General features: G+C 57.0%; 23 protein-coding genes. 13 read left to right on the forward strand and 10 right to left on the reverse strand.

Features of this window, described 5'->3' with window-relative positions:
• Nucleotide 1 precedes the first annotated feature (1 nt).
• The 5 genes from cmoB to ABIC80_RS03750 are packed head-to-tail and all read right to left on the reverse strand — an operon-like array spanning nucleotide 2 to nucleotide 3,579.
• A complete protein-coding gene (cmoB, locus tag ABIC80_RS03730; protein WP_312278020.1) occupies nucleotides 2-973 on the reverse strand; it encodes a tRNA 5-methoxyuridine(34)/uridine 5-oxyacetic acid(34) synthase CmoB in 972 nt (323 codons plus the stop codon).
• A complete protein-coding gene (gene cmoA, locus ABIC80_RS03735) occupies nucleotides 970-1,710 on the reverse strand; it encodes a carboxy-S-adenosyl-L-methionine synthase CmoA (RefSeq protein ID WP_429175545.1) in 741 nt (246 codons plus the stop codon). Before cmoA ends, cmoB begins: the two co-directional genes overlap by 4 nt.
• 39 nt (nucleotides 1,711-1,749) lie before the next feature.
• A complete protein-coding gene (locus tag ABIC80_RS03740) occupies nucleotides 1,750-2,145 on the reverse strand; it encodes an MAPEG family protein (RefSeq protein ID WP_429175546.1) in 396 nt (131 codons plus the stop codon).
• Between the two features lie 52 nt (nucleotides 2,146-2,197).
• Nucleotides 2,198-3,016, reverse strand: coding sequence for a DUF72 domain-containing protein (locus ABIC80_RS03745; protein WP_042714261.1), 819 nt, complete (start codon nucleotides 3,014-3,016; stop codon nucleotides 2,198-2,200).
• A complete protein-coding gene (locus ABIC80_RS03750) occupies nucleotides 3,013-3,579 on the reverse strand; it encodes a hydrolase (RefSeq protein WP_094420734.1) in 567 nt (188 codons plus the stop codon). Before ABIC80_RS03750 ends, ABIC80_RS03745 begins: the two co-directional genes overlap by 4 nt.
• A gap of 269 nt (nucleotides 3,580-3,848) precedes the next feature.
• Here ABIC80_RS03750 and aspS point away from each other — a divergent pair, with 269 nt between their 5' ends.
• From aspS to ruvC, 4 genes are all read left to right on the forward strand, one after another.
• Nucleotides 3,849-5,627 (forward strand): aspartate--tRNA ligase, encoded by a 1,779-nt coding sequence (gene aspS / locus ABIC80_RS03755; RefSeq protein ID WP_023480034.1) that lies wholly within the window; start codon nucleotides 3,849-3,851, stop codon nucleotides 5,625-5,627.
• A gap of 1 nt (nucleotide 5,628) precedes the next feature.
• Nucleotides 5,629-6,072 (forward strand): dihydroneopterin triphosphate diphosphatase, encoded by a 444-nt coding sequence (nudB, locus tag ABIC80_RS03760; RefSeq protein WP_305208190.1) that lies wholly within the window; start codon nucleotides 5,629-5,631, stop codon nucleotides 6,070-6,072.
• A 27-nt stretch (nucleotides 6,073-6,099) separates the two neighbouring features.
• Complete coding sequence (locus ABIC80_RS03765) at nucleotides 6,100-6,840, forward strand: YebC/PmpR family DNA-binding transcriptional regulator (RefSeq protein WP_023480072.1); 741 nt, start codon at nucleotides 6,100-6,102, stop codon at nucleotides 6,838-6,840.
• 157 nt (nucleotides 6,841-6,997) lie between these two features.
• Nucleotides 6,998-7,519, forward strand: coding sequence for a crossover junction endodeoxyribonuclease RuvC (gene ruvC, locus ABIC80_RS03770; RefSeq protein ID WP_023480016.1), 522 nt, complete (start codon nucleotides 6,998-7,000; stop codon nucleotides 7,517-7,519).
• Nucleotides 7,520-7,542: 23 nt separating this feature from the next.
• Here the strand turns inward: ruvC and ABIC80_RS03775 are convergent, their stop codons facing one another.
• Nucleotides 7,543-8,364 carry a helix-turn-helix transcriptional regulator gene (locus ABIC80_RS03775; RefSeq protein WP_429175549.1) on the reverse strand — a complete coding sequence of 274 codons (822 nt, stop codon included), beginning with the start codon at nucleotides 8,362-8,364 and terminating at the stop codon, nucleotides 7,543-7,545.
• A 93-nt stretch (nucleotides 8,365-8,457) separates the two neighbouring features.
• Between ABIC80_RS03775 and ABIC80_RS03780 the strand changes: the two genes are divergently transcribed.
• The 3 genes from ABIC80_RS03780 (at nucleotide 8,458) to ruvB (ending at nucleotide 11,070) form a co-directional block, all read left to right on the forward strand.
• Nucleotides 8,458-9,339 carry an SDR family oxidoreductase gene (locus ABIC80_RS03780; RefSeq protein ID WP_305208192.1) on the forward strand — a complete coding sequence of 294 codons (882 nt, stop codon included), beginning with the start codon at nucleotides 8,458-8,460 and terminating at the stop codon, nucleotides 9,337-9,339.
• 100 nt (nucleotides 9,340-9,439) lie between these two features.
• Complete coding sequence (gene ruvA, locus ABIC80_RS03785; protein ID WP_023480105.1) at nucleotides 9,440-10,051, forward strand: Holliday junction branch migration protein RuvA; 612 nt, start codon at nucleotides 9,440-9,442, stop codon at nucleotides 10,049-10,051.
• An 8-nt stretch (nucleotides 10,052-10,059) separates the two neighbouring features.
• Entirely contained in the window at nucleotides 10,060-11,070 is a 1,011-nt protein-coding gene (ruvB, locus tag ABIC80_RS03790) for a Holliday junction branch migration DNA helicase RuvB (RefSeq protein ID WP_094420727.1), read from the forward strand.
• Nucleotides 11,071-11,113: 43 nt separating this feature from the next.
• On the opposite strand, the gene znuB is transcribed toward ruvB, so the two are convergent.
• Together znuB and znuC are read right to left on the reverse strand one after the other, a co-directional pair.
• Nucleotides 11,114-11,899 (reverse strand): zinc ABC transporter permease subunit ZnuB, encoded by a 786-nt coding sequence (gene znuB / locus ABIC80_RS03795; protein WP_263754458.1) that lies wholly within the window; start codon nucleotides 11,897-11,899, stop codon nucleotides 11,114-11,116.
• Nucleotides 11,896-12,651, reverse strand: a complete 756-nt coding sequence (znuC, locus tag ABIC80_RS03800; RefSeq protein WP_429175552.1) for a zinc ABC transporter ATP-binding protein ZnuC — start codon at nucleotides 12,649-12,651, stop codon at nucleotides 11,896-11,898. The genes znuB and znuC overlap by 4 nt, the downstream gene beginning before the upstream one ends.
• 78 nt (nucleotides 12,652-12,729) lie before the next feature.
• Here znuC and znuA point away from each other — a divergent pair, with 78 nt between their 5' ends.
• The 3 genes from znuA to lpxM all read left to right on the forward strand — a co-directional run bounded on the left by znuA (nucleotide 12,730) and on the right by lpxM (nucleotide 16,113).
• The gene (gene znuA, locus ABIC80_RS03805; RefSeq protein WP_023480042.1) at nucleotides 12,730-13,674 is read left to right on the forward strand and encodes a zinc ABC transporter substrate-binding protein ZnuA; all 945 of its coding nucleotides are present in this window, start codon (nucleotides 12,730-12,732) and stop codon (nucleotides 13,672-13,674) included.
• A 15-nt stretch (nucleotides 13,675-13,689) separates the two neighbouring features.
• Entirely contained in the window at nucleotides 13,690-15,015 is a 1,326-nt protein-coding gene (gene mepM / locus ABIC80_RS03810) for a murein DD-endopeptidase MepM (RefSeq protein ID WP_312278028.1), read from the forward strand.
• 126 nt (nucleotides 15,016-15,141) lie between these two features.
• On the forward strand, nucleotides 15,142-16,113 hold the full coding sequence (gene lpxM, locus ABIC80_RS03815; RefSeq protein ID WP_054803271.1) for a lauroyl-Kdo(2)-lipid IV(A) myristoyltransferase: 972 nt from the start codon (nucleotides 15,142-15,144) through the stop codon (nucleotides 16,111-16,113).
• Between the two features lie 50 nt (nucleotides 16,114-16,163).
• Here lpxM and pyk read toward each other — a convergent pair whose 3' ends face one another.
• Both pyk and ABIC80_RS03825 read right to left on the reverse strand, forming a co-directional pair.
• The gene (gene pyk, locus ABIC80_RS03820; protein ID WP_094420719.1) at nucleotides 16,164-17,606 is read right to left on the reverse strand and encodes a pyruvate kinase; all 1,443 of its coding nucleotides are present in this window, start codon (nucleotides 17,604-17,606) and stop codon (nucleotides 16,164-16,166) included.
• Nucleotides 17,607-17,728: 122 nt separating this feature from the next.
• Nucleotides 17,729-18,598 (reverse strand): MurR/RpiR family transcriptional regulator, encoded by an 870-nt coding sequence (locus ABIC80_RS03825; protein WP_023480183.1) that lies wholly within the window; start codon nucleotides 18,596-18,598, stop codon nucleotides 17,729-17,731.
• A gap of 342 nt (nucleotides 18,599-18,940) precedes the next feature.
• On the opposite strand from ABIC80_RS03825, the gene zwf reads away from it, so the two are divergent.
• The 3 genes from zwf to kdgA all read left to right on the forward strand — a co-directional run bounded on the left by zwf (nucleotide 18,941) and on the right by kdgA (nucleotide 23,137).
• Nucleotides 18,941-20,416, forward strand: a complete 1,476-nt coding sequence (zwf, locus tag ABIC80_RS03830; protein WP_042713375.1) for a glucose-6-phosphate dehydrogenase — start codon at nucleotides 18,941-18,943, stop codon at nucleotides 20,414-20,416.
• 231 nt (nucleotides 20,417-20,647) lie between these two features.
• Nucleotides 20,648-22,459: a phosphogluconate dehydratase gene (edd, locus tag ABIC80_RS03835; protein ID WP_429175555.1), complete on the forward strand. Its 1,812-nt coding sequence runs from the start codon at nucleotides 20,648-20,650 to the stop codon at nucleotides 22,457-22,459.
• A 36-nt stretch (nucleotides 22,460-22,495) separates the two neighbouring features.
• Complete coding sequence (gene kdgA / locus ABIC80_RS03840) at nucleotides 22,496-23,137, forward strand: bifunctional 4-hydroxy-2-oxoglutarate aldolase/2-dehydro-3-deoxy-phosphogluconate aldolase (protein ID WP_200133675.1); 642 nt, start codon at nucleotides 22,496-22,498, stop codon at nucleotides 23,135-23,137.
• Nucleotides 23,138-23,162: the final 25 nt, after the last annotated feature.

The raw sequence follows: 23,162 nt of genomic DNA on the forward strand, positions 1-23,162 counted from the left end.
TCTACGGTTTACGGGCAATGAGCACCGCGCGCAGCGGCGCGGGGTAGCCTTCCACCGTTTTTGTGCGGTCGTTGGGGTCAAGGAAGTCGGCCAGCGATTCGGTCACCATCCACGACGTGCGGCGCTGTTCGTCGCAGCTTGTCACATTGGCATCAACGATGCGCACATCGACAAAGCCACACTTCTCAAGCCAGTTTTTTAACGCCAGCGCGGAGGGGATAAAGTAGACGTTGCGCATCTGCGCGTAGCGGTCGCCCGGCACCAGCACGGTGTTTTCGTCGCCTTCAACCACCAGTGTTTCCAGCACCAGCTCACCCTCTTTAACCAGCTGATCTTTCAACTGCCAGAGATGCTCCAGCGGCGAGCGGCGATGGTAGAGCACGCCCATGGAAAAGACCGTGTCGAAGGCGTTCAGCGCAGGCAGTTGCTCAATGCCGAGCGGTAGCAGATGCGCGCGTCGATCGTCGCCTAACAACTTGCGCACCGCTTCAAACTGGCAGAGAAAAAGCTGAGTGGGGTCGATACCGACCGCCAGCTGCGCGCCCGCGCCAATCATGCGCCACAGGTGATACCCGCTGCCGCAGCCGACATCCAGAATAGTGCGGCCGCGCAGGTCAGAAAGGTGCGGCAGAACGCGATCCCACTTCCAGTCCGAGCGCCATTCGGTGTCGATATCAAGACCGTAGAGTGAAAACGGCCCTTTACGCCACGGCATCAGGTTACGCAGCAGCGTCTCCATCCCCTTTAACTGCCCGGCGCTTAACGGTTCGGCGCAACATGCGGTGACGCCATTGACGAAGTCGATCGAGTCCGGCGTCAGGCTGGGCAGGAATTCCACGGCGTTGTTCCACTGCTTGAACTGCCCGTGCAGGGTTTCGCGTTGCCAGGCGGCGATTTGCGCTGGTAAGGTCTCCAGCCAGTGGGCGAGGGGCCCGGTGGCGATCTGCTGATAGAAACGGCCAAACTCGATCATGACTGCACCGCCTTCAGTGCCACCAGTGAACCGAAGTTAAAGCACTGGAACCATAATTCGCTGTGCTCAAAACCCGCGGTGCGCAGGCGCGCTTTGTGGGTCTCAACGGAGTCCGTCAGCATCACATTTTCCAGCATGCTGCGCTTCTGGCTAATCTCCAGCTCGCTGTAACCATTGGCGCGTTTAAAGTCGTGGTGCATGTTGAACAGCAGTTCGCCGACGGTGTGATCTTCAAAACTGAATTTCTCCGACAGCACCAGTGCGCTGCCCGGGTTCAGCCCCTGGTAAACTTTTTGCAGCAGCTTCAGACGGTCGTCAGGTTCGAGAAATTGCAGGGTGAAGTTAAGCACCACCAGCGAGGCGTTGTTAATCTCAATATCGCGAATATCGCCCTCAATCACCTCAACCGGCGTTGGCGCTTTATAGGCATCAATATGACGGCGGCAGCGTTCAACCATCGCAGGCGAGTTGTCGACGGCAATAATTTTGCAATTTTCATGATGAATATTGCGGCGCACCGAGAGCGTGGCGGCGCCCAGCGAGCAGCCGAGATCGTAAACCTGCGTGCCGGGCTGCACGAAGCGCTCCGCCAGCATGCCGATCATCGAAATAATATTGGAGTAACCCGGAACGGAACGCTGGATCATATCCGGGAAAACTTCAGCTACCCGTTCATCGAAGGTCCAGTCGCCGAGGCGGGCGATAGGCGCGGAAAAAAGCGTGTCGCGGTGAGACATAGTGTAAATATCCGGGAAAACAAAGGGGCGTATTGTGCGCTAACGCAGGGAGAAAACCAACTCCCAGGGCATATACCACACATTCGCCAGCACCATCAGCAGCAGGGAGCAGAGCGTTGCGCCCATCCCATAACGCCGCCAGTAGGCCAGCCGGTGATGCAAACCGTAATAGTGCATCAGGCGGCCAACAATCAGCATCATGCCGCAGAGATGTACCGTCCAGTTTTGCGCACCGTTCATCTCCATAAACAGCAGCAGGATCATGGCAATGGGAATGTACTCAACGGCGTTGCCGTGAATACGCATCGCGTTCTGCAACTCACTAAACCCGCCGTCGCCAAAGCTCACACGGTACTGCATACGCAGACGAATCACATCAGAAGCAAATTTAACCAGTAATAACGCACCCAGCACGGCATACAACGCGCTTACCATACAAACTCCCTTTAAGGTTACGGCGATGGCTCATCAATGATAGGTGCTGCGCTTAAAAAAGAGAAGATTGTAACGGCAGGGAGGGGGCTTCACCGACGATCGGCATCGCAGTGCGAAGATCCTGCCATAGCGTTTCGACCAGCTCGGGAGCCTGGGCGATATCAGGCGTGTGCAGAAACAGATAGGGCGTGGTGGTCTGCTCCCAGGTCGGCAGCTTGTTTAACCAGACGGCGAAGAGTTCGCGGTTCTGCGCCATATCGTCACTGCCGATAAAGCGCACCATCGGATGCTCAGCGGTGACCAGCGCGTGCACCGGCACTTTTGGCTTCTTGCGCTGGGCTTCGCGCACTGCTTCGCTGTGCGGTTTCGCGCTGTGCACCGGGCGGCTGTCGAGCATTACGCGGTTAACTTTGCGGGCGTGCAGCCCCTGGTTAAGGGCTTTCTCCTCTTCGCCTTTTTCAAAGAAGGCGGGGTGACGCACCTCGACACCGTAGGTAAAGCCTGCTGGCAGCGCATCAAGAAAAGCCCACAGCGCAGGGAGATCGCGTGGGCCAAAGGTCGCTGGCAACTGGAGCCAGTACTGCCCAATCCTGCCTGCGAGCGGCGACATGCGGCTAAAAAATTCGTGGGTGAGATCATCACAGTTACGCAGCGCCGCCTGATGGGAGATGGTAGCGGGAAACTTAAAGCAGAAGCGGAAATCATCGCTGGTCTGATCGTGCCAGCGCGCGACAATCTCCGCTTTCGGTAGCGCATAAAGCGTGGTGTTGCCCTCGACACAATTGAAGTGACGGGCATACTCCTCAAGGGAGGTGATCCCAAGGCGCACCCATTTCGGGTGCGACCACTGCGGCAGGCCGATATAGATCATAACGCGGCGATAATCTCCTCGCTGCTGCGCACGCGACCGATACGCGGGAAGATGTTTTTCATGCTGCCCTGATGCTGCTCGGCATCGGCGGCGCTGCAAGCGTCTTCGGCGATGACCAGTGAAAAACCCATCTCCCAGGCGTTGCGGGCGGTGGATTCGACGCCGATATTGGTCGAAATGCCGCACAGCACGATGGTGTCGATACCGCGACGGCGCAGTTGCATTTCCAGATCGGTGCCATAAAAAGCGCCCCACTGGCGTTTGGTTACCTCAATATCGCTCGCCTGTTTGCCAAGCGCTGCCGGGTAATCCCACCAGTTTTCCGGCAGGCCGTGACCACCCATCGCGGCATCCACTGGCTGTTTCAGCGCTTCGGCAAAATCCGCCGACCAGCCGACACGCACCAGCACCACCGGAGCGCCGTTAGCACGAAACTTCCCGGCCAGCCGCGCCGAGCGCGCTACGACGTCCTGCGCAGTGTGTGGGCCACCAGCAAAGGGCAGAATGCCTTCCTGAAGATCGATAACCACCAGTGCCGTTTTCGCTGTGTTGAGTTCCAGCATGTTCACTCCTGAAAAAAAATAATTGCGTTGGGGCGTTACCTTACGCGCTCTTTCCGCGCGCCGGGTTTACAATTTTTGTTAAATTTTGTGAGAATGCGCAATAAGCGCGCAGCAAACGTGCGTACAGTCGGTAGCGGGCTTATCGTGGGTCATTATTTCCAGTATAATAGCCCCCTTTTTTCATCCAGATGTGACATACGAAAATAGCTGCCCCCAGCGCGCCTGCGCCGCAGGTGGTGGGTGATGTGCAGCTAATTAAGGGATATCTCATGCGTACAGTATATTGCGGGCAGCTCAATCAGTCCCATGTCGGACAGCAAGTAACGCTTTGTGGGTGGGTCAACCGCCGTCGTGACCTCGGTAGCCTTATCTTTATCGATATGCGCGATCGCGAAGGCATCGTGCAGGTGTTTTTCGACCCGGACCGTCAGGATGCGTTCCAGCTCGCCTCTGAACTGCGTAATGAGTTCTGCATTCAAATTACCGGTACTGTCCGCGCCCGCGAAGGCAAAAATGCCAACAAAGAGATGGCCACCGGTGAAGTGGAAGTTTTCGCCACCGAACTGACCATCATCAACCGCGCTGACGCGCTGCCGCTCGATTCTAACCACGTCAACACCGAAGAAGCGCGTCTGAAGTACCGCTACCTCGACCTGCGCCGCCCAGAGATGGCGCAGCGCCTGAAGACCCGTGCGAAAATCACCAGCTTCGTGCGCCGCTTTATGGATGACCACGGTTTCCTCGACATCGAAACGCCGATGCTGACCAAAGCGACGCCGGAAGGCGCGCGCGATTACCTGGTGCCGAGCCGCGTGCATAAAGGCAAATTCTACGCGCTGCCGCAGTCCCCACAGCTTTTCAAACAGCTGCTGATGATGTCCGGCTTCGACCGTTACTACCAGATCGTCAAATGCTTCCGCGATGAAGATCTGCGCGCTGACCGCCAGCCGGAATTTACCCAGATCGATGTGGAAACCTCCTTTATGACTGCGCCGCAGGTGCGTGAAGTGATGGAAGCGCTGGTTCGCCAGCTGTGGCAGGAAGTGAAAGGCGTCGATCTCGGTGAGTTCCCGATCATGACCTTTGCCGAGGCCGAGCGTCGTTACGGCTCCGATAAACCGGATCTGCGTAACCCGATGGAGCTGGTGGACGTTGCAGACCTGCTGAAAGCGGTTGAGTTCAAAGTCTTCTCAGGCCCGGCCAACGATGCCAAAGGCCGCGTTGCCGCACTGCGTGTGCCGGGCGGCGCGCAGCTTAGCCGTAAGCAGATTGATGACTACGGCAAGTTCGTCGAAATTTACGGCGCGAAAGGGCTGGCCTACATCAAAGTTAACGAAGCGGCGAAAGGCCTCGAAGGCATCACCAGCCCGGTAGCGAAATTCCTCAACGCTGAGATTGTAAGCGAAATTCTGTCGCGCACCGGCGCGCAGGATGGCGACATGATCTTCTTCGGCGCTGACAACAAAAAAGTGGTTGCCGATGCGCTGGGCGCGCTGCGTCTGAAGCTGGGTAAAGACCTGAGCCTGACCGACGAAAACAAATGGGCGCCGCTGTGGGTTATCGACTTCCCGATGTTTGAAGATGACGGCGAAGGCGGCCTGACGGCGATGCACCACCCGTTCACCGCGCCTCGCGACATGAGCCCGGCTGAGCTGAAAGCGGCACCGGAAACGGCGATCGCTAACGCCTACGATATGGTTATCAACGGCTACGAAGTGGGCGGCGGTTCCGTACGTATTCATAACGGCGAGATGCAGCAGACGGTGTTTGGCATTCTTGGTATCAATGAGCAGGAGCAGCGCGAGAAGTTCGGCTTCCTGCTCGACGCCCTGAAATATGGCACGCCGCCGCACGCGGGCCTGGCGTTTGGTCTCGACCGCCTGACCATGCTGCTGACCGGCACCGACAACATCCGTGACGTTATCGCATTCCCGAAAACCACGGCTGCGGCCTGCCTGATGACCGAAGCGCCGAGCTTTGGCAATCCGACCGCGCTGGCGGAACTCGGTATCTCTGTTATCAAAAAAGAGACGCCGGAGAATAAATAAGATGTCCTTTAAGCATCCCGTTTCTGTGCTGGTGGTGATTTATGCCGAAGAGACAAAACGGGTGCTGATGTTGCAGCGACGCGACGATCCCGAGTTCTGGCAGTCGGTTACCGGCAGCCTGGAGCCGGGTGAAAGCGCGTTGCAGGCCGCCGCGCGCGAAGTCATGGAAGAGGTCAATATCGATGTCGGCGCAGCGCCGCATCGTCTGATTGACTGCCAGCGCACGGTGGAATTTGAAATTTTTAGTCATTTACGTCATCGCTACGCGCCGGGTGTAACTCACAACACCGAATCCTGGTTTTGTTTAGCGCTGCCCCACGAATGCCCGGTTGTGTTTACCGAACATCTGGCGTACCGCTGGCTCGATGCGCCCGCTGCGGCGGCATTGACCAAGTCGTGGAGCAACCGGCAGGCGATTGAAGAATTTGTTATTAACGCCGCCTGAACGGCGGTTTTTTCTGGAGAATTTTTTATGGCAGGTCACAGTAAATGGGCCAACACCAAACACCGCAAAGCGGCACAGGATGCCAAACGCGGTAAGATCTTCACCAAAATTATTCGTGAGCTGGTAACAGCAGCACGTCTGGGTGGCGGCGATATCGCTTCTAACCCGCGCCTGCGCGCGGCGGTCGATAAAGCGCTCTCCAACAATATGACCCGTGACACCCTGAACCGCGCCATCGCACGCGGCGTCGGCGGCGATGATGACGCGAACATGGAAACCATCATTTATGAAGGTTACGGCCCTGGCGGCACCGCGGTGATGGTCGAGTGTCTGAGTGACAACCGTAACCGTACCGTTGCTGAAGTGCGTCACGCCTTTAGCAAGTGCGGCGGCAACCTGGGTACCGACGGCTCGGTGGCCTACCTGTTCAGCAAGAAAGGGGTGATCTCTTTCGAAGCGGGCGACGAAGACACCATTATGGAAGCGGCGCTGGAAGCGGGTGCTGAAGACGTTGTGACCTACGACGACGGCGCGATTGACGTTTACACCGCCTGGGAAGAGATGGGTGCCGTGCGCGATGCGCTGGAAGCCGCCGGTCTGAAAGCGGACAACGCTGAAGTGTCGATGATCCCGTCGACCAAAGCGGATATGGATGCGGAAACTGCGCCGAAACTGCTGCGCCTGATCGATATGCTGGAAGACTGCGACGATGTGCAGGAGGTTTACCACAACGGTGAGATCTCCGACGAAGTAGCAGCAACCCTGTAATCGCTGGCAGCTTACAGCCCGCAGGGCGTTGGCTCGCCTCGCGCCCCGGTCACAAGGTTAACCTGTGTGGCCGGGAACGCACTGAATTGCCTGCTTCCTGCAAACTGTTTTGAGTGTTTGGCATCATCAGGATTATTGCGTTAAGCGGAGAGAAATAATGGCGATTATTCTCGGGATCGACCCGGGTTCACGTATCACCGGTTATGGTGTGATTCGCCAGACAGGCCGCCAGCTGACCTACCTTGGCAGCGGCTGTATCCGCACGAAAGTTGACGATCTGCCGTCGCGCCTGAAGCTGATTTACGCGGGCGTGTCGGAGATCATCACTCAGTTTCAGCCGGACTTTTTTGCCATCGAACAGGTGTTTATGGCGAAAAACGCCGACTCGGCGCTGAAACTGGGGCAGGCGCGCGGCGTGGCGATTGTCGCCGCCGTCAATCAGGACTTACCGGTCTTTGAGTATGCCGCCCGTCAGGTTAAGCAGACGGTGGTCGGCATTGGTAGCGCGGAGAAGAGCCAGGTGCAGCACATGGTGCGCACGCTGTTGAAACTCCCCGCTAACCCGCAGGCCGATGCCGCCGATGCGCTGGCGATCGCCATTACCCACTGTCATGTCAGCCAGAATGCGTTACAGGTGAGCAGCACAAGGCTCAATCTGGCACGCGGACGGTTACGTTAAAAAGCGCCGGTTGCGGCGCTTTTTTATCTCTTCTGCTGTAACAGCAAGCGTATTTTATCCGCATCTTCCTCGCCCGAGGGGCTATAGACCACCAGCGTCAAATCGGGCTGTCCTTCAACGGAAAAACTGGAGTACTCCAGCGAGAGCCGACCAGCACTGGCGTGGAAAATCACTTTTGTGCCTTCGCCCATCACCTCGATATCATTGGTTTGCCACAGCCGGGCAAATTCCGGCGACGCCGCGCTCAATTCATCGACCAGCGGCTGGACTTCAAGTGACGCACCGGCCCGGGTCGTTTCTGCGCGGAACGCCGCGACCAGAAAGCGCGTCAGACCCTGCCAGTCGGCCTGCGAAGCACGCGCCTGTGGGTTAAGAAAGATGCGGCGCAGGATATTGCGCTCCTGCGCGGGAAGGGTGGCGTAATCGGCCAGCACCGCCGTGGCAGCCGCGTTCCAGGCAAGCACATCCCAACTGGCATTGCGGATCATCGCCGGGCTGTAGGGCATACTCTCCAGCACTTTCTGTAACCGGCCGGAGACCGCTGCGGCTGGCGCATACGCCACGCCCGGTGCTCGCCCCAGTGCCAGATGGAACACATACTCGCGCTCACGCTCGCTCAGGCAAAGTGCCTGACAAATCCGCTCCAGTACCTCTTCTGAGGGCATCCCGCCGCGCCCCTGTTCAAGCCAGGTGTACCAGGTCGCGCTGATACAGGCCAGATGTGCAACCTCTTCACGCCTCAGCCCTGGCGTGCGGCGGCGTGCGGTGTGAAAACCCAGTGTCTGCGGGTCGAGCTGCGCCCGGCGGGACTTCAGATAACTGCCCAGATCTTTTGCGCTCTGCATCCTGTTAGTCCTTATACCACGATAACGTCACTACTTTTTCCCATCGCGGATATTCAGCAGGATAGCGGCGCGAGTCAACATAAGGAGACACAGATGCATGTTTTTCTGACGGGCGCGACCGGGTGGGTCGGCGCAAAAGTAGCAGAGGTGTTATTAGCCGCAGGCCATCAGGTGAGCGGCCTGGCGCGTAATGAGGAGAAAGCCCGGGCGTTTATCGCCGCAGGGGGAAAGGCGGTTTATGGCACGCTTGATGACAGCCAGCTGCTATTTGATGCAGCGGCAAAGGCCGATGCGGTGATCCATACCGCGTTTAATCATGATTTCTCCCGCTTTGCAGAAAATTGCGCTCAGGATGAGCGCGCCATTACCGTGATGGGTGATGCGCTGCGCGGAAGTTCGCGTCCCTTGTTGGTAACGTCCGGCCTTGCGCGGCTGGTAGCGGGACGCCCGGCGACAGAAAAGGACGCGCCTGCCAGCGGGCCGGATTACCTGCGCCGCTCAGAGCAGGCCGCGCTGGCGCTGGCGCAACAGGGTGTAAAGGCCGCCTGCGTACGGCTGGCACCAACGGTACATGGCGTGGGCGATCGGGGCTTTATTCCGTTCCTGATTGCGCTCGCGAAACAGAGCGGCGTTTCTGCCTGGCAGGAGGACGGGAGCAACCGCTGGGCGGCGGTACACCGCAATGACGCGGCAACTGTCTACCGGCTGGCGCTGGAGAGCGGTGTGACGCAACCGGTGTATCATGCGGTGGCGGAAGAGGGTATCGCGATGCGTGAGATTGCCATCGCAATCGGCAAGATGCTCGGGGTGCCCGCAGAGCCGCGCGAGGCGTCGCATTTTGGCTGGTTTGCTGGCTTCGCCGGTATGGAGATGTCGGCCTTAAGTGAACAGACGCGCAGGACGCTGGGATGGCAACCTGCGGGGCGTGATTTATTAACCGATCTGCACGATCCGGACTATTACGTGAATTCCTGAAGCGGGTTCGCGCTTTTTCCTTCATTATCGGCTGGATATCTATCCAGCCTTTTTTTATGATACAGCATTACTTTTTTAGCACTTAGCGCAGGAGCGTCACGTGATAGGCAGACTCAGAGGCATTATTGTCGAAAAACAACCCCCGCTGGTCCTGCTTGAGGTCGGTGGGGTAGGGTATGAAGTTCATATGCCGATGACCTGCTTCTACGAATTGCCGGATGCCGGCAAAGAGGCGACCGTCTTTACGCAGTTTGTGGTGCGCGAAGATGCGCAACTGCTGTACGGCTTTAACAACAAGCAGGAGCGCACCCTGTTCCGTGAGCTGATCAAAACCAACGGCGTTGGGCCGAAGCTGGCGCTGGCGATCCTCTCCGGCATGTCGGCGCAGCAGTTTGTGAATGCCGTTGAGCGTGAAGATCCCGCCGCGCTGGTGAAACTGCCGGGCATAGGTAAGAAGACCGCTGAGCGCCTGATTGTCGAGATGAAAGACCGCTTTAAAGGGCTGCATGGCGATCTCTTTACTCCGGCGGCAGATTTGGTGCTGGCGTCGCCAGCAAGCCCCTCTACGGATGATGCCGAGCAAGAAGCCGTTGCCGCGCTGGTGTCGCTGGGCTATAAACCGCAGGAAGCGAGCCGGATGATCAGCAAAATCGCGCGTCCGGACGCCAACAGTGAAACCCTGATCCGTGAAGCGCTGCGTGCGGCGTTGTGAGGTAGAGGATGATTGAAGCAGACCGCCTGGTTGCCGCCGCCAGCACAATTGTAGAAGAAGTTGCGGATCGGGCGATTCGACCAAAGCTGCTGGCTGAGTATATCGGTCAGCCGCAGGTGCGCTCGCAAATGGAGATCTTTATCCAGGCGGCGAAACTGCGCGGTGACGCGCTGGATCACCTGCTGATTTTCGGCCCGCCGGGGCTGGGTAAAACAACGCTGGCAAATATCGTGGCGAACGAGATGGGCGTGAATCTGCGCACCACCTCCGGCCCGGTGCTGGAAAAGGCGGGCGATCTGGCCGCCATGCTCACCAACCTTGAACCCCATGACGTGCTGTTTATCGATGAAATTCATCGTCTGTCGCCGGTGGTGGAAGAGGTGCTCTACCCGGCGATGGAGGATTACCAGCTCGATATCATGATTGGTGAAGGCCCTGCTGCGCGCTCCATCAAAATCGATCTGCCGCCCTTTACGCTGATTGGCGCAACGACCCGCGCCGGTTCGCTGACCTCACCGCTGCGCGATCGCTTTGGCATTGTCCAGCGCCTGGAGTTTTATCAGGTGGCTGACCTGCAGCATATCGTTGGGCGCAGCGCGCGGTTTATGGGGCTTGAGCTGAGCGAAGAGGGGGCGCTGGAAGTGGCACGCCGCTCCCGCGGCACACCGCGTATTGCAAACCGTCTGCTGCGCCGCGTGCGCGATTTCGCGGAAGTGAAGCACGATGGCGATATCGACGCGGAGATTGCCGCCCAGGCGCTCGATATGCTCAATGTCGATGCCCAGGGCTTCGACTATATGGACCGTAAACTGCTGCTGGCGGTGATTGATAAATTCTTTGGCGGTCCGGTGGGGCTGGATAACCTTGCTGCGGCGATTGGTGAAGAGCGCGAGACCATTGAAGATGTGCTGGAGCCTTATCTGATTCAGCAGGGCTTTTTACAGCGTACGCCGCGCGGCCGCATGGCAACGCCGCGCGCCTGGGATCACTTCGGCATTACGCCGCCGGAAATGCCCTGATGAGCAGTGCCAGCGCCGGTCAGCGCTGGCAGAGGGAGCGAATTTAGCTGGCGCTCTTTTTCAACATGCTGAAGATAAACAGCACCGCGGCGCAGAGCACCACAGAGGGGCCAGCTGGCGTGTCGTAGAAGGCGGAGAAGGTCAGCCCGCCGGTGACGGCAATTATCCCGACGCCGACAGCCACTGCTGCCATCTGCTCCGGGGTGCGGGCAAAGCGCCGCGCCGTGGCAGCCGGGATGATCAGCAGGGAGGTGATAATCAGCGCGCCGACAAACTTCATCGCCACGCCAATGGTCAGGGCGGTGACCAGCATTAGCAGCAGCTTAACGCGCTGTAACTTCACGCCATCGACAAAGGCCAGTTCCGGGCTGATGGTCATCGACAGCAGGTTGCGCCACTGCCAGAGCAAGATCCCAACTACCAGCACCACACCAAGGGCGATAACAACCAGATCCTCGGGCGTAACGGCCAGCAGATCACCGAAGAGATACGCCATCAAATCCACGCGGATGTTGGACATCAGGCTGACTACCACCAGGCCAAGCGAGAGCGCGCTGTGCGCCATAATCCCCAGCAGCGTGTCGATCGCCAGATGGGGACGCTTCTCCAGCCACACCAGGCCTGCGGCTAACAGTAACGTGACGGCAATTACCGCGTAAAACGGGTTAACATCCAGCAGCAAACCAAAGGCAACACCGAGCAGAGACGCGTGTGCCAGCGTATCGCCGAAGTAAGACATGCGTCGCCAGACGACAAAGGAGCCAAGCGGCCCGGCGGCGCAGGCGAGCATAACCCCGGCCAGCCAGCCGGGCAGTAAAAGTTCAATCATGAGTGTCCGTTACCCTGGCGTAAAATAATGCGGCCCTGAAGATCGTGGCGGTGATTGTGGTTGTGGCGGTAAATGCCAAGCTGTTCTGCGCCGCGATGGCCGAACATAGAGATAAATTCGGGATGCAGGGAGACCACTTCCGGCGTACCGGAGCAGCAGATATGGTGGTTGAGGCAGAGCACCTCATCGGTCTTGGCCATCACAAGATGTAGATCGTGGGAGACCATCAGCACCGCGCAATCCAGCTCTTTGCGCAACTCGTCGATTAAATTGTAGAGCGAGACCTGGCCATTAACGTCAACGCCCTGGGTTGGCTCGTCCAGCACCAGCAACTGGGGCTGATTGAGCAGGGCGCGGGCAAGCAGCACGCGCTGCGTTTCACCGCCGGAGAGTTTCTGCATCGGGGCATCGATCAGGTGGGCTGCCTGTACGCGTTTCAGCGCAGGGATCAGATCCTCTTTGCGCGTGCCTGGGCGCAGACGCATAAAGCGGCCTACAGTAAGAGGCAGGGTAGCGTCGAGCTGCAGTTTTTGCGGCACATAGCCGATGCGCAACGCTTTATCGCGCTTGATAACCCCCGCGTCGGGTGCTACCAGGCCAAGTACGACGCGCACCAGCGTCGATTTACCCGCGCCGTTAGGTCCGAGCAGCGTCAGAATTTTAGCTGGACGCAAATTTAAAGAGATGTCAGAGAGCACGCGGCGTTGACCGAAAGCGACGCTGACATTTTCAAGCGTTATAAGATTCGTCATAGCATTTAAGGGGTTGCAGAAGTTGTCGAATGTTATAATATCACATTCCACACACTCATTACGATGAATAGACGCATTATGTTACATAAAAATACGCTTCTTTGCGCAGCGCTTTCCGCTGCGTTTCTCACCCTAACAGCACAATCCGCTAACGCCGCCGTCGTCACTTCGCTTAAGCCGCTGGGCTTTATTGCATCCGCCATTACAGATGGCGTGACCACCACCGAAGTTATCCTGCCAGACGGTGCCTCCGAGCATGATTATTCTCTGCGTCCTTCTGATGTAAAACGCTTGCAAAACGCGGACTTACTTTTTTGGGTTGGGCCGGAAATGGAAGCCTTCATGGTGCGATCTGCTCAGCAGGTACCTGCGCAAAAACAGGTGGTGATGGCGCAACTCGACGGCGTGAAATCGCAGCTGATGAAAGGCGCGGATGAAGATGAGCATGAGGGTCATGAAGGTCACGATCACGACGAAAATAGTGAGCATCATCACCATCATGGCGAATACAACATGCATTTGTGGTTAAGCCCAGAGATTGCACGGCTTTCGGCGGTTGCAATCCACGATAAATTAGTGGAAGTTATGCCGCAAAGTCGAGCCAAGCTGGACGCCAACCTGAAGGCATTTGAGGCATCATTAGCCCAGGCCGATAAGCAGGTCGGTAACGAGCTGGCACCGCTGAAAGGGAAGGGGTATTTCGTTTTTCATGACGCCTACGGCTACTTTGAAAAACAGTACGGTCTGACTCCGCTGGGTCACTTTACCGTCAACCCTGAAATTCAGCCTGGTGCGCAGCGTTTACATGAAATCAGAACACAGTTGGTTGAGCAAAAAGCGGTCTGCGTTTTTGCTGAGCCACAGTTCAGGCCAGCGGTCGTTGAAGCTGTTGCACGAGGAACCTCCGTTCGCATGGGAACGCTGGATCCACTCGGCATCGGTATCAAGTTGGGTAAAGAGAGCTATCCCCAGTTCCTTACACAACTCTCTTCCCAGTATGCGAGCTGCCTGAAAGGAGAATAACGAGGAAGTGAACACGTGCAACAGATAGCCCGCTCTGTCGCCCTGGCATTTAACAATTTGCCGCGACCCCATCGCGTGATGCTGGGGTCGCTCACCGTACTGACCCTCACGGTCGCCGTCTGGCGGCCCTACGTTTATCACCCCGAAAATAACGCGCCGATTGTCAAAGCCATCGAGCTGCCTAAAAGCGAAATCCGCTCGTTGCTGCCTGAAGCCAGTGAACCAATTGACCAGTCCACGGCGGATGACGTTGACGATATTCCGCAAGATGAGCTGGACGAGAAAACCGCCAACGAAGCGGGTGTACACGAATATGTTGTCTCGACCGGCGATACGCTCAGCAGCATCCTGAACCAGTACGGCATAGATATGGGCAACATCAGCCAGCTTGCCGCCGCGGATAAAGAGCTGCGTAATCTGAAAATCGGCCAACAGCTCTCCTGGACGCTAACCGCTGATGGTGATTTACAGCGTCTGACGTGGGAGATGTCACGTCGCGAAACCCGCACCTATGACCGCACCGAAAACGGCTTCAAGATGTCCAGCGAGATGCAGCAGGGCGACTGGGTCAATAAGATGATGAATGGCACCGTCGGCGGCAGTTTTGTTGCCAGTGCGAAAGAGGCCGGCATGAGCAGCGGCGAAGTCAGCGCCGTCATCAAAGCGATGCAGTGGCAAATGGATTTCCGCAAACTGAAAAAAGGCGATAAGTTCTCAGTATTGATGTCCCGTGAGATGCTTGACGGCAAGCAGGAGCAGAGCCAGTTGCTCGGCGTGCGTTTGCGCTCTGACGGTAAAGATTACTACGCGTTCCGCGCCGAAGATGGCAAATTCTACGATCGTAACGGCACCGGCCTTGCGAAAGGGTTTATGCGTTTCCCGACCGCGAAGCAGTTCCGCGTCTCCTCTAACTTCAACCCGCGTCGCCTTAACCCGGTCACCGGGCGCGTTGCGCCGCACAAAGGCGTCGACTTTGCCCTGCCGCAGGGGACGCCGGTGCTCGCCGTCGGTGACGGTGAAGTGGTGATTGCGAAGCGCAGCGGCGCGGCGGGCAACTATGTTGCTATCCGCCACGGGCGCACCTACACCACGCGTTACATGCACCTGCGTAAACTGCTGGTGAAACCGGGGCAGAAAGTGAAACGTGGCGATCGTATCGCGCTCTCGGGCAACACCGGGCGCTCCACCGGGCCACATCTGCACTATGAAGTATGGATCAACCAGCAGGCCGTGAACCCGCTGACCGCTAAACTGCCAAGAACGGAAGGGCTGAGCGGTTCGGATCGTAAGGATTACCTGGCGCAGGTGAGAGAGGTATTACCTCAGCTGCGACTGGAGTAATTCGCGTAATAATCAGGCGTTCAAAGCCGGTGCTTGCTTAGCATCGGCTTTTACTTTTGTGCGAAAGATAACGCATCGCTACACTATCCCCTTATCTTGTTGAGATTTTTGACCAGCGGACGATGCATGGAAACCAAAAAAAATAACAGTGAATACATTCCTCAGTTTGAGAGCGAGTTTCGCCATCCGCGTCACTGGGGCGCCTGGCTTGGGGTGCTGGCTTTTGCCGGCGTTGCCCTGATCCCGCCCTCCGTTCGCGATCCGCTTCTGGCGAAACTGGGCCGTTTTGCCGGACGACGCGGAAAAAGTGCCCGCCGTCGTGCGCAGATCAACCTCTACTACTGCTTCCCGGAAAAGAGTGAAGCCGAGCGCGAAGCGATCATCGATCATATGTTTGCCACCGCGCCGCAGGCGATGGTGCTGATGGCCGAAATGGCGCTGCGCGGTACGGAAAAAGTTGCCTCACGGATTGAGTGGCAGGGCAGAGAGATTATCGATGAGATGCACCGCAACGATGAACGCGTCATTTTCCTCGTGCCGCATGCCTGGGGTGTCGATATTCCGGCGATGCTGATGTCCTCTCAGGGCAAGCGCATCGCGGCGATGTTCCATAACCAGGGCAACAAAGTCTTCGACTACATGTGGAACAAGGTGCGCCTGCGTTTTGGCGGCCGCTTACATGCCCGCAATGACGGCATCAAGCCCTTTATCCACTCGATACGCAACGGCTTCTGGGGATATTACCTGCCGGATCAGGATCACGGCCCCGAGCAGAGCGAATTTGTCGACTTCTTCGCCACCTACAAAGCGACGCTGCCGGCGATTGGTCGCCTGATGAAAGTGTGCCGCGCCCGCGTGGTGCCGCTTTTCCCGGTTTACGATGCTGAAACGCACCGCTTGACGATTCTGGTGCGCCCGCCGATGGACGATCTGCTGACAGCGGATGACACCACCATCGCGCGGCGGATGAATGAAGAGGTGGAGAACTTTGTCGGCCCGCATCCGGAGCAGTACACCTGGATCCTGAAGCTGCTGAAAACGCGCAAGCCGGGTGAGATCGAGCCCTATAAGCGCAAAGAGCTCTACAAAAAGAAATAGCCAAAAAAAGGCCTCTCATTGCGAGAGGCCTTTTACTTTCTGAGAATCCGTTATTCGACGGTTAGAATGCGCGTGGTGTTAGTGGTGCCGATGGTGCTCATCACGTCACCCTGCGTCACAATCACCAGATCGCCGGAGAGCAGGTAGCCTTTATCACGCAGCAGGTTCACCGCGTCGTTGGCCGCGGCAACGCCGTCGTTATGGCTGTCGAAATAGACCGGCGTCACGCCGCGATAGAGCGCGGTCAGGTTAAGAGTGCGCTCGTGGCGGGAGAGGGCAAAAATCGGCAAACCGGAGCTGATACGCGAGGTCATCAGCGCGGTACGACCCGATTCGGTCATCGATATGATCGCCGTAACGCCTTTCAGGTGGTTGGCGGCATACATCGCTGACATGGCAATCGCCTCTTCGACATTGTCGAACTGAATATCGAGGCGGTGCTTGGAGACGTTAATGCTTGGGATCTTCTCTGCGCCCAGGCAGACGCGCGCCATCGCGGCAACGGTTTCGGAAGGGTATTGCCCGGCTGCGGTTTCCGCGGAGAGCATCACGGCATCAGTGCCGTCGAGCACGGCGTTCGCCACGTCCATCACTTCCGCGCGGGTCGGCATTGGGTTGGTGATCATCGACTCCATCATCTGCGTGGCGGTGATCACCGCACGGTTCAGCTGACGCGCGCGACGAATCAATGCTTTCTGGATGCCGACCAGTTCCGGGTCGCCAATTTCAACGCCAAGGTCGCCACGGGCAACCATCACCACGTCAGAGGCGAGGATCACATCGTCCATCGCATCCTGGCTACACACCGCTTCTGCACGCTCGACTTTGGCGACAATCTTCGCATCGCAACCTGCATCACGCGCCAGACGACGTGCATAGTTGAGATCTTCACCGCAGCGCGGGAAGGAGACGGCGAGGTAATCGACGCCAATCAGCGCGGCGGTCACGATATCCGCTTTATCTTTATCGGTCAGCGCTTCTGCAGAAAGGCCGCCGCCCAGTTTGTTGATGCCTTTGTTGTTGGAGAGCGGGCCGCCGACGGTCACTTCGGTGAACACCTTCATGCCCTGAACTTCCAGCACTTTGAGCTGCACGCGGCCATCATCCAGCAGCAGGATGTCGCCCGGCACCACGTCAGCAGGCAGGCCTTTATAGTCGATGCCGACTTTCTCTTTATCGCCTTCACCTTTGCCAAGGTTAGCGTCGAGCAGGAATTTGTCACCGATGTTAAGGAAAACCTTACCTTCCTTAAAAGTGGAGACGCGAATCTTCGGTCCTTGTAGATCGCCAAGGATAGCAACATGACGTCCCAGTTTTGCCGCAATCTCACGCACTTTGTCCGCGCGTAATTTATGATCTTCCGGTGTTCCGTGTGAGAAGTTCATCCGCACCACGTTAGCGCCAGCAGCGATAACCTTTTCGAGGTTGTTATCGCGGTCGGTGGCCGGGCCTAAAGTGGTGACGATTTTGGTTCTGCGAAGCCTTCTGGACATGTAATACTCCGTTGACTGAAATAACGAGGTGTTGCGTGAACATGAATTCGGGTTACGCGCGCCGTGACAGGCAAGGCCGCTAACCGAATAGCGTAAGTAACTACCGTTTTTGTTATGGTCTCTTAATGATTATCGTCTTTGATAAGCAGTTCCTTATCAAAGCGCGATTCTTTGAGCGCTTCTTTGACTCGCTTCAAGTTATCCCGGAATTTTGCGCCGCGGCGTAATGTGAACCCGGTCGCCAGCACATCAATGACCGTCAGTTGCGCAAGACGGGACACCATCGGCATATAGATATCTGTATCTTCAGGGACATCCAGCGTGATAGCAAGGGTTGCTTCGCGCGCCAGCGGCGTTCCCGCTGAGGTTAGCGCAATCACCATGGCATCGTTTTCACGCGCCAGATGCGCCAGCTCCACCAGGCTTTTTGTGCGGCCGGTGTGGGAAATCAGCATAACGACGTCATCATCGCTACAATTCATACAGCTCATGCGTTGCAGCACAATGTCATCGGAGTAGACCACCGGCACGTTAAAGCGGAAAAACTTGTTCATCGCATCGTGGGCGACGGCCGCAGAGGAGCCCAGACCAAAGAAGGCGATTTTTTTCGCCTGGGTTAGCAGATCGACAGCGCGATTAACCGCAGCCATATCAAGAGACTGACGCACGTGATCGAGGCTCGCCATCGCCGACTCGAAGATTTTGCCGGTGTAGGCTTCTACACTGTCATCTTCATCGACATTTCGATTAACATAGGGCGTGCCGTTGGCGAGGCTTTGTGCCAGATGCAGTTTAAAGTCGGGAAAGCCGCGCGTGTCCAGGCTGCGGCAAAAGCGGTTTACCGTCGGTTCGCTGACCTCCGCTTGTTGCGCAAGCGCGGCGATACTGGAGTGGATAGCCAGCTGCGGCGCGGTGAGGATTACTTCCGCGACTTTTCGTTCTGATTTGCTAAGGTGTTCCAGTCGGGACTGGATTTTTTCCAGCATATTCATAGGCGTTAATGCGCTCCTGGTGAAACGATTACACTGATTGCGCGAATCGTTACGCAGTTTGCGTCGATATTACGCCTGCGCAGGGTAGAAAGGTAAGTGATACGCTGAAATGTTGTTGTTTTTTTTCATAACATGATCAGAGTCGGATTTTCGCCAGCGGCTGGTGGGCAAATAAGCCGCGCAATCGGCGCAAATATGCGCATTTTTCATGACAACCCAATAACGCACTTCCTGACAAGGCCTGATAGTTTCGGGAATTACGTAAAAGCAGTACAGTGCAGTGTAATAAAATTACAACTGAAGCGCACGATAGCTTCAGGATAGCTAACTGAGGAGAGTGACATGGCGGTAGTCCAAACAGCCCAGGCGTGTGACCTGGTCATTTTCGGCGCGAAAGGCGATCTCGCACGCCGGAAATTGCTGCCTTCCCTGTACCAGCTGGAAAAGGCCGGTCAAATTCATGAGGAGACGCGGATTCTCGGGGTCGGCCGCGCCGACTGGGACAAAGCAGCCTATACCAAAGTGGTCCGTGAAGCGCTCGAAACCTTTATGAAAGAGAAGATCGACGAAAGCTTGTGGGACAAGCTGAGCGGTCGTCTCGATTTCTGCAATCTTGATGTAAACGACACGCCTGCCTTCAAACGCCTCGGCGCGATGCTGGATCAGAAAAACCGCACCACCATCAACTACTTTGCGATGCCGCCGGATACTTTTGGTGCCATCTGTAAAGGACTCGGTGCCGCGAAACTTAACGCCAAACCGGCTCGCGTCGTGATGGAGAAGCCGCTCGGTAACTCCCTTGAGACCTCCCGTCAGATCAACGATCAGGTAGGCGAGTATTTTGAAGAGTGCCAGGTTTACCGTATCGACCACTACCTCGGTAAAGAGACGGTGCTCAACCTGCTGGCGCTGCGTTTTGCCAACTCCCTGTTCGTCAATAACTGGGATAACCGCACCATTGATCATGTCGAGATCACGGTTGCGGAAGAGGTAGGCATTGAAGGGCGCTGGGGCTATTTCGACCAGGCCGGGCAGATGCGCGATATGATCCAGAACCACCTGCTGCAGGTGCTCTGCATGATCGCCATGTCACCGCCGTCCGATCTCACTGCCGACAGCATTCGCGACGCGAAAGTGAAGGTGCTCAAATCCCTGCGTCGTATCGATCGCACCAACGTGCGGGAAAAAACCGTACGCGGTCAGTACACCGCCGGTTTCGCCCAGGGCAAGAAAGTGCCGGGCTACCTGGAAGAAGAGGGCGCGAACAAGTCGAGCCATACGGAAACATTTGTTGCGATCCGCGTTGATATCGACGACTGGCGCTGGGCCGGTGTGCCGTTCTACCTGCGTACCGGTAAACGTCTGCCAACCAAATGTTCTGAAGTCGTGGTCTACTTCAAAAACCCGGAACTCAATCTGTTTAAAGAGTCCTGGCAGGAGCTGCCGCAGAACAAGCTGACCATTCGCCTGCAGCCGGACGAAGGGGTGGATATCCAGATCCTCAACAAAGTGCCGGGGCTGGATCATAAACACAATTTGCAGACCACTAAGCTGGATCTGAGCTACTCCGAAACCTTCAACGAGACCCACCTGGCGGATGCTTACGAGCGCCTGCTGCTGGAGTCAATGCGCGGCATTCAGGCACTGTTTGTGCGCCGCGATGAAGTGGAAGAGGCGTGGAAATGGGTCGACTCCATTACCGAAGCCTGGGCTGCTGACAACGACTCACCGAAACCGTATCAGGCCGGTACCTGGGGCCCGGTAGCCTCGGTTGCGATGATCACCCGCGATGGCCGCTCGTGGAACGAATTCGAGTAACCATTGAAACGCATGTTGCGCAATTTTACCGGTAACATGATCTAACACAGCTCTGCGAACAATTTTTCTTTTTCAAAGCCCTGCTGGATTCACCAGCGGGGCTTTTTTTATTACACTGGCTGCAGTGATTTTGCCTTTGGGGCGCGGCGCTCAGGTGTTTTCAGCTTGTTACGCATAATGAAACGCACGGTTAGCACGCTCTCCCCAAACAGATAAATTTCAGGAGCCTCTATGAATCCAGTAATGTTACGCGTAACAAATCGCATTATTGAACGTTCCCGCGAAACCCGCTCAGCCTACCTGGCGCGCATTGAGCAAGCCAAAAGCAATACCGTGCGTCGTTCGACACTGGCCTGCGGGAATCTGGCGCACGGTTTTGCCGCCTGCCAGCCCGAAGATAAAGCCTCGCTCAAAAGCATGTTGCGCAACAACATCGCCATTATCACCTCCTACAACGACATGCTCTCCGCGCATCAGCCTTATGAAGTCTATCCCGACATTATTCGTAAAGCGCTGCACTCGGTGAATGCGGTCGGCCAGGTAGCGGGTGGCGTACCGGCAATGTGTGATGGCGTGACGCAGGGTCAGGATGGGATGGAGCTCTCGCTGCTGAGCCGCGAAGTGATCGCCATGTCCGCGGCGGTGGGGCTCTCTCACAATATGTTCGACGGCGCACTCTATCTTGGCGTTTGCGACAAAATTGTCCCGGGGCTGGCAATGGCGGCGCTGTCGTTTGGTCACTTGCCCGCGCTATTCGTGCCGTCAGGCCCGATGGCAAGCGGCCTGGCTAACAAAGAGAAGGTGCGCATTCGCCAGCTCTATGCGGAAGGCAAAGTCGATCGCATGGCGCTGCTGGAGTCGGAAGCTGCTTCTTATCACGCCCCAGGCACCTGTACTTTTTACGGCACCGCCAACACCAACCAGATGGTGATTGAGTTTATGGGCATGCAACTGCCCGGCTCCTCCTTTATTCACCCGGATGCGCCGCTGCGTAAAGCGCTGACCGAAGCTGCTGCCCGCCAGGTGACGCGTTTGACCGGTAATGGCAACGAGTGGATGCCGCTTGGCAAAATGACCGATGAAAAAGTAGTGGTTAACGGCATCGTTTCCCTGCTGGCAACCGGTGGCTCCACCAACCACACAATGCACCTGGTAGCGATGGCGCGCGCGGCGGGTATTATCATCAACTGGGATGACTTCTCCGAACTCTCTGAAGTGGTGCCGCTGCTCGCGCGCCTCTATCCGAACGGCCCGGCAGACATCAACCACTTCCAGGCGGCGGGTGGTGTGCCGGTATTGATGCGCGAACTGCTGAAGGGCGGTTTACTGCATGAAGAGGTGAATACCGTGGCCGGTTTCGGCCTGACGCGCTATACCCATGAGCCGTGGCTGAATAATGGCGAACTCGACTGGCGTGAAGGCGCGGCGGCGTCGCTGGATGATTCGATTATCGCCACCATTGATAAGCCGTTCTCGCAGCATGGCGGCACTAAAGTACTGAGCGGCAACCTTGGGCGCGCGGTGATGAAGACCTCCGCCGTGCCGGTAGAGAACCAGATCATTGAAGCGCCAGCGGTGGTGTTTGAGAGCCAGCATGACGTATTACCGGCCTTTGAGGCGGGTCTGCTGGATCGTGATTGCGTAGTCGTGGTGCGTCACCAGGGGCCGAAAGCCAACGGCATGCCAGAATTACATAAACTGATGCCGCCACTTGGTGTATTATTGGACCGCCGTTTCAAAATTGCCTTAGTTACCGATGGACGGCTGTCAGGGGCATCAGGTAAAGTGCCGTCGGCAATCCATGTGACACCTGAAGCTTACGACGGTGGGTTGCTGGCAAAAGTGCGTGATGGCGACATAATCCGGGTTAACGGGCAGACAGGTGAGTTGACCCTGCTGGTTGCTGACAACGAACTTGCCGCACGTCAGCCGCATATTCCTGACCTTAGCGCAATGCGCGTGGGCACAGGCCGTGAAATGTTCGGCGCGCTGCGAGAGAAGCTCTCCGGCGCAGAGCAGGGCGCAACCTGTATCACTTTTTAAGACGACAAGATTTTATTCTGGCGAGAGAAAAGATTGATGAAAAACTGGAAAACAAGTGCAGAAGCCATCCTGAAAACCGGCCCGGTTGTACCGGTGATCGTGGTAAACAAACTGGAGCACGCTGTTCCGATGGCAAAAGCGCTGGTTGCAGGTGGCGTTCGCGTCCTGGAAGTGACGCTGCGCACCCCATGCGCGATTGACGCTATCCGCGCCATTGCAAAAGAAGTCCCTGACGCCATTATCGGCGCTGGCACCGTGTTGAATCCGCAGCAGCTGGCGGACGTTACCGAAGCGGGCGCGCAGTTCGCCATCAGCCCGGGTCTGACCGAGCCGCTGCTGAAAGCTGCCACCGAAGGCACCATCCCGCTGATCCCGGGCATCAGCACCGTTTCTGAACTGATGCTGGGCATGGATTACGGCCTGAAAGAGTTCAAATTCTTCCCGGCGGAAGCGAATGGCGGCACCAAAGCGCTGCAGGCGATTGCCGGTCCCTTCTCCCAGGTGCGTTTCTGCCCGACTGGCGGTATCTCTCCGGCTAACTACCGCGACTACCTGGCGCTGAAAAGCGTGCTCTGCATCGGCGGCTCCTGGCTGGTTCCGGCCGACGCGCTGGAAGCAGGCGATTACGATCGCATCACCACACTGGCACGCGAAGCCGTTGAAGGTGCGAAGCAGTAATCAGCAGGCGGGTATGAAACCCGCC

The sequence above is a fragment of the Kosakonia sp. 1610 genome (assembly GCF_050435845.1).
Classification (GTDB): domain Bacteria; phylum Pseudomonadota; class Gammaproteobacteria; order Enterobacterales; family Enterobacteriaceae; genus Kosakonia; species Kosakonia cowanii.

What these genes read in the sequence shown, in the direction of transcription:
- edd (WP_429175555.1), top strand. Translation starts at nt 20,648, where the DNA reads ATGAATCCAGTAATGTTACGCGTAACAAATCGCATTATTGAACGTTCC.
- zwf (WP_042713375.1), top strand. Translation starts at nt 18,941, where the DNA reads ATGGCGGTAGTCCAAACAGCCCAGGCGTGTGACCTGGTCATTTTCGGC.
- ABIC80_RS03750 (WP_094420734.1), bottom strand. Translation starts at nt 3,579, where the DNA reads ATGCTGGAACTCAACACAGCGAAAACGGCACTGGTGGTTATCGATCTT.
- ABIC80_RS03765 (WP_023480072.1), top strand. Translation starts at nt 6,100, where the DNA reads ATGGCAGGTCACAGTAAATGGGCCAACACCAAACACCGCAAAGCGGCA.
- ABIC80_RS03740 (WP_429175546.1), bottom strand. Translation starts at nt 2,145, where the DNA reads ATGGTAAGCGCGTTGTATGCCGTGCTGGGTGCGTTATTACTGGTTAAA.
- ABIC80_RS03775 (WP_429175549.1), bottom strand. Translation starts at nt 8,364, where the DNA reads ATGCAGAGCGCAAAAGATCTGGGCAGTTATCTGAAGTCCCGCCGGGCG.
- znuA (WP_023480042.1), top strand. Translation starts at nt 12,730, where the DNA reads ATGTTACATAAAAATACGCTTCTTTGCGCAGCGCTTTCCGCTGCGTTT.
- ABIC80_RS03780 (WP_305208192.1), top strand. Translation starts at nt 8,458, where the DNA reads ATGCATGTTTTTCTGACGGGCGCGACCGGGTGGGTCGGCGCAAAAGTA.
- aspS (WP_023480034.1), top strand. Translation starts at nt 3,849, where the DNA reads ATGCGTACAGTATATTGCGGGCAGCTCAATCAGTCCCATGTCGGACAG.
- pyk (WP_094420719.1), bottom strand. Translation starts at nt 17,606, where the DNA reads ATGTCCAGAAGGCTTCGCAGAACCAAAATCGTCACCACTTTAGGCCCG.
- kdgA (WP_200133675.1), top strand. Translation starts at nt 22,496, where the DNA reads ATGAAAAACTGGAAAACAAGTGCAGAAGCCATCCTGAAAACCGGCCCG.
- cmoB (WP_312278020.1), bottom strand. Translation starts at nt 973, where the DNA reads ATGATCGAGTTTGGCCGTTTCTATCAGCAGATCGCCACCGGGCCCCTC.
- ruvC (WP_023480016.1), top strand. Translation starts at nt 6,998, where the DNA reads ATGGCGATTATTCTCGGGATCGACCCGGGTTCACGTATCACCGGTTAT.
- nudB (WP_305208190.1), top strand. Translation starts at nt 5,629, where the DNA reads ATGTCCTTTAAGCATCCCGTTTCTGTGCTGGTGGTGATTTATGCCGAA.
- znuB (WP_263754458.1), bottom strand. Translation starts at nt 11,899, where the DNA reads ATGATTGAACTTTTACTGCCCGGCTGGCTGGCCGGGGTTATGCTCGCC.
- cmoA (WP_429175545.1), bottom strand. Translation starts at nt 1,710, where the DNA reads ATGTCTCACCGCGACACGCTTTTTTCCGCGCCTATCGCCCGCCTCGGC.
- ABIC80_RS03745 (WP_042714261.1), bottom strand. Translation starts at nt 3,016, where the DNA reads ATGATCTATATCGGCCTGCCGCAGTGGTCGCACCCGAAATGGGTGCGC.
- znuC (WP_429175552.1), bottom strand. Translation starts at nt 12,651, where the DNA reads ATGACGAATCTTATAACGCTTGAAAATGTCAGCGTCGCTTTCGGTCAA.
- lpxM (WP_054803271.1), top strand. Translation starts at nt 15,142, where the DNA reads ATGGAAACCAAAAAAAATAACAGTGAATACATTCCTCAGTTTGAGAGC.
- ABIC80_RS03825 (WP_023480183.1), bottom strand. Translation starts at nt 18,598, where the DNA reads ATGAATATGCTGGAAAAAATCCAGTCCCGACTGGAACACCTTAGCAAA.
- ruvB (WP_094420727.1), top strand. Translation starts at nt 10,060, where the DNA reads ATGATTGAAGCAGACCGCCTGGTTGCCGCCGCCAGCACAATTGTAGAA.